Annotated in this window: 4 protein-coding genes; 2 read left to right on the forward strand and 2 right to left on the reverse strand. The window is 66.7% G+C overall.

The window, feature by feature from the left end; all coding sequences use genetic code 11:
• Nucleotides 1-336: 336 nt before the first annotated feature.
• Both QH196_RS10530 and QH196_RS10535 read right to left on the reverse strand, forming a co-directional pair.
• On the reverse strand, nucleotides 337-567 hold the full coding sequence (locus tag QH196_RS10530) for an MbtH family protein (protein WP_030522889.1): 231 nt from the start codon (nucleotides 565-567) through the stop codon (nucleotides 337-339).
• Between the two features lie 142 nt (nucleotides 568-709).
• Nucleotides 710-1,543, reverse strand: a complete 834-nt coding sequence (locus tag QH196_RS10535; RefSeq protein ID WP_280415584.1) for an alpha/beta fold hydrolase — start codon at nucleotides 1,541-1,543, stop codon at nucleotides 710-712.
• 143 nt (nucleotides 1,544-1,686) lie between these two features.
• On the opposite strand from QH196_RS10535, the gene QH196_RS10540 reads away from it, so the two are divergent.
• Both QH196_RS10540 and QH196_RS10545 read left to right on the forward strand, forming a co-directional pair.
• Nucleotides 1,687-1,857, forward strand: coding sequence for a hypothetical protein (locus tag QH196_RS10540; RefSeq protein ID WP_168433875.1), 171 nt, complete (start codon nucleotides 1,687-1,689; stop codon nucleotides 1,855-1,857).
• A gap of 232 nt (nucleotides 1,858-2,089) precedes the next feature.
• Nucleotides 2,090-3,712: an alpha,alpha-trehalose-phosphate synthase (UDP-forming) gene (locus tag QH196_RS10545; protein WP_280415585.1), complete on the forward strand. Its 1,623-nt coding sequence runs from the start codon at nucleotides 2,090-2,092 to the stop codon at nucleotides 3,710-3,712.
• Nucleotides 3,713-3,972 lie beyond the last annotated feature (260 nt).

The raw sequence follows: 3,972 nt of genomic DNA on the forward strand, positions 1-3,972 counted from the left end.
CTGCGCGACCTCGGCTACGGGGCGAACGTCCCCGCCTGATCGAAGCGCCGCGCGGCGACAGCTGCCGTGACCAGCGGATCGTCGCCTCGGACCCCCATCCGACGGCGATCAGCCGGCTCCGACGCAATCGAAAGGGCCCCCCCCGATAACGGTGGGGGCCGTTCGGTCGGAGCCCCCAGTCAGGATTGAACTGACGACCATTCGCTTAAAAGGCGAGTGGACTAACACTGAGCTAAGGAGGCGAGGGCGCAGCCATCAAACTCGGACCCGCCCGCGGCGCGACACCGTAATCCGGGGCCGCGCAGCGGTGGTCTGTGCAAGAGGTAAGAGGCTGCGCTACTTGCGGGCCGCTTCGTCGGCCGCCATGGCGTCACGCAGGCTCTTGGGCCGCATATCGGTCCAGTTCTGCTCCACGTACTCCACGCAGGCCGCGCGGCTGTCCTCACCGAAGACCACGCGCCAGCCGGCCGGGACCTCGGCGAAAGCCGGCCACAGGGAATGCTGTTCTTCGTCGTTGACCAGAACGAAGAAGCGGCCGTCCTCGTCGTCGAACGGGTTGGTGCTCATTTCACCTCACAGGGGTGCTCGCGCGTATGTGTACGGATCTTGTCCGGGTCCGGCACGGCAGGAAGGGGAACCTCCGGCTGCCGTTTTACGAACCCAACGATGTGTCGACCCTAGCAAGGCCGGTGTTAACTGTGGGTCCCCCCTAGGACGCGAAGAACTCCAGGAGGATCTTGTTCACTGTATCGGGTCGCTCCAGGTAGCCGTAATGACCGGCATCGGGAACCTCCTGGTAGCGGCCGCCCGGAATGGCCTCGGCGACCTCCCGCGACAGGTACGGCGGAATCATCCGGTCATCGGCGAACCCCACCGCCAGGCACGGCACCCGGATGGCCCGGTAGGCGTGCACCCGATCGAATTCGTGGTCCATCTTGCGCTGTGCCCGGATACCGGGGGTCACCGGACCGCCGGTGAACTCGAACAGGTCCAGCCAGTCACGGGCCGCGTTGGCGTCGGCCATGGTGGCAGGGGAAAGGTTCATCACCGCGGTGAGGGCGGCCTCGTACTTCGGCGGCAGCTTCACCCCGCTCTCGTCGAGTTCGTGTTCGCCCAGCGAGAGGGTCTTCTGGAACCGGTCCAGCCGGCCGTGCCCGGCCAGGAACACGGCCTTACGCACCAGCTCGGGCCGGGCCAGGGCGAGTTCCTGCGCCACCCGGGCACCCATCGACGTTCCGGCCACCAGCGCGGGGCCTTCGTCCAGGAACTCGATCAGCGCCGCCGTATCGGCGACCATTTCGTCGATGGTCATACCGCCGGCGGCCTCGTAGGAGGGCGCGATTCCCCGGTTGTCGAACGTGCAGACCCGGTAGCCGGCGGCGACCAGGGCCGGCACCTGATGTAGCTCCCATACGCGGCCCGGGCTGCCCGTCCCCATGATCAGCACGACCAGCGGGCCGCCGCCTTTCACATCGGTGCCCTTGGAACGGTCTCCTTTGATCTGATAGTTGAGCGATATTCCGTTCACCGTGGCCAACGGCATGCTGACGGCCCCTTCCTGATCGTTTCCGCTGCCCACGGTATAGCCCTCCGGGTGGCGTTGTGTTACCGCGGCCGCAGCGACCGCTTCGTGGGACAGATACCATTGACATTTCACATACCAGCGCACCTGCCGGGAGGATTGAGATGGCCGCGAAAAGCAGCGCCAACGGTATCGCCGACGACGAACTGGAACCCCTCGCCGACGAGACCGCTCGTCAGGCGCAGCGGGTCGTGGCCGCCTATGCCGCCGATGCCGACGAATGCCGGATGCTCCTGTCGATGTTGGGTATCGGCCCGGGCGCCCGAACCGAATAAGCTGAGCCTTATCCGCATGGCCGAGCGCCTGGTCACGCAAGCTATCGCCTCCGGGCGCTGACGGTCGTGCGGGCCGCCGGCGCCAACGGCGACGTCAGCGGATCCACACAACTACATGGCATGAGCGGGTCAGGCCCGAAGGCGCTGGCGGATCGTAACCACGCAGGGCCCGCGCTCATGCCGCATATACGGGGCGTACAGCGCCGCGCGTAAGGATGCGTGAGTGGACCAGATGACAGATCAGCCGTCCAGCGATTCCACCCTCCAGGATGAAACCGGCGTATCCGCGGGTCCGTCCGGATCCGGTAACGGGTCCGGGCCGGTCACGGGTCCGATCGACCTGGTGGAGGCCCAGCCCGAGGCGGTGGACGCCGAACCCCTGCGGGAACGCGGCGCGGGTTCCGGTTTCGTCGTCGTGGCCAACCGGCTTCCGGTGGATCTGGAGAAACTGCCCGACGGCAGCACCCGCTGGAAGCGCAGCCCCGGCGGTCTGGTGACTGCGCTGGAGCCGGTGCTGCGCAGTAATCGCGGCGCGTGGGTGGGGTGGGCCGGTGTGCCCGACGTCGAGGTGGATCCGATCGTCGAGGACGGGCTGGAGTTGCATCCGGTGCCGTTGTCGGCGCAGGAGGTCGCCGACTATTACGAGGGTTTCTCCAATGCGACCCTGTGGCCCCTGTACCACGATGTGATCGTCCGCCCGGTGTACAACCGGGCCTGGTGGTCGGCCTATGTGCAGGTGAACCGGCGTTTCGCCGAGGAGACAGCCAAGGTCGCTGCCGAGGGTGCCACGGTCTGGGTGCAGGACTATCAGCTGCAGCTGGTGCCGAAGATGCTGCGGATGCTGCGGCCCGATCTCACCATCGGTTTCTTCCTGCACATCCCGTTTCCGCCGGTCGAACTGTTCATGCAGATGCCGTGGCGCACCGAAATCGTGGAGGGTCTGCTGGGGGCGGATCTGATCGGGTTCCATCTGCCCGGCGGCGCCCAGAATTTCCTGTACCTGGCCCGCCGGCTGGCCGGTCAGCCCACTTCGCGCGGCACGGTCGGGGTGCGGTCGAAGATGGGTGTGGTGCAGGTCGGGTTCCGGACGGTGCGGGTGGGTGCCTTCCCGATCTCCATCGACTCCGCGGGGTTGGACGAGCATTCGCGGCGGCGTTCGGTGCGCGAGCGCGCCGCCCAGATCCGTGCGGAACTCGGCAGTCCCAAACATGTCCTGCTCGGTGTCGACCGCCTCGACTACACCAAGGGCATCGATATCCGGCTCAACGCGCTGGAAGAACTGCTCGACGAGCGCCGTATCGACCCGGCCGACACCGTGATGGTGCAGCTGGCCACGCCGAGCCGGGAACGGGTCGAAAGCTATATCCAGATGCGTGGCGATATCGAACGCCAGGTCGGGCGCATCAACGGCGAGTTCGCCCGGGTCGGCTATCCGGTGGTGCACTATCTGCATCGACCGATCGCGCGCGAGGAACTCATCGCCTTCTTCGTCGCCGCCGACGTCATGCTGGTGACCCCGCTGCGGGACGGTATGAATCTGGTCGCCAAGGAGTACGTGGCCTGCCACAGCGGCCTCAACGGCACCCTCGTCCTGAGCGAGTTCACCGGCGCGGCCGCCGAACTACGCCAGTCCTACCTGTGCAACCCGCACGATCTGGACAGCGTGAAGGACGCCATCGTCTCCGCTCTCACCGACGACCGCGAAACCCGCCGCCGCCGTATGCGCGCCCTGCGCCGCCAGGTCCTCGCCCACGATGTCGACCGCTGGGCCCGCGCCTTCCTCGACGCCCTCGCCAAGGGCCAGGTCGCCGGAAAAGCCCTGGTCGCGGATTCGGACGACGACTACACCGAATAGCCCCCGGACCCATCACAGCCTGCGAGGCTTCCGAGGCGGTTCCGCCCTGAACCTGACGCAACCAGCGCCGGTGCCGAGTCTTACGAGGCCCTGAAAGGTTCTGGCCCGTCCCTGCTGTCAGCACTCGAGGCAATGCGGCGCAGCCGCGAGCATCGAGTCTCGAAGCTTTGTCAACGTGCCGGTATCGAGCCGGAGTACGGTTTTCGCGAATTCGTCCCAGCCGCCGTACTCGTTGTGGACTGCGTCGAGGACGGGCTGAA

This window comes from Nocardia carnea, from assembly GCF_029868325.1.
Lineage (GTDB): Bacteria > Actinomycetota > Actinomycetes > Mycobacteriales > Mycobacteriaceae > Nocardia > Nocardia carnea_C.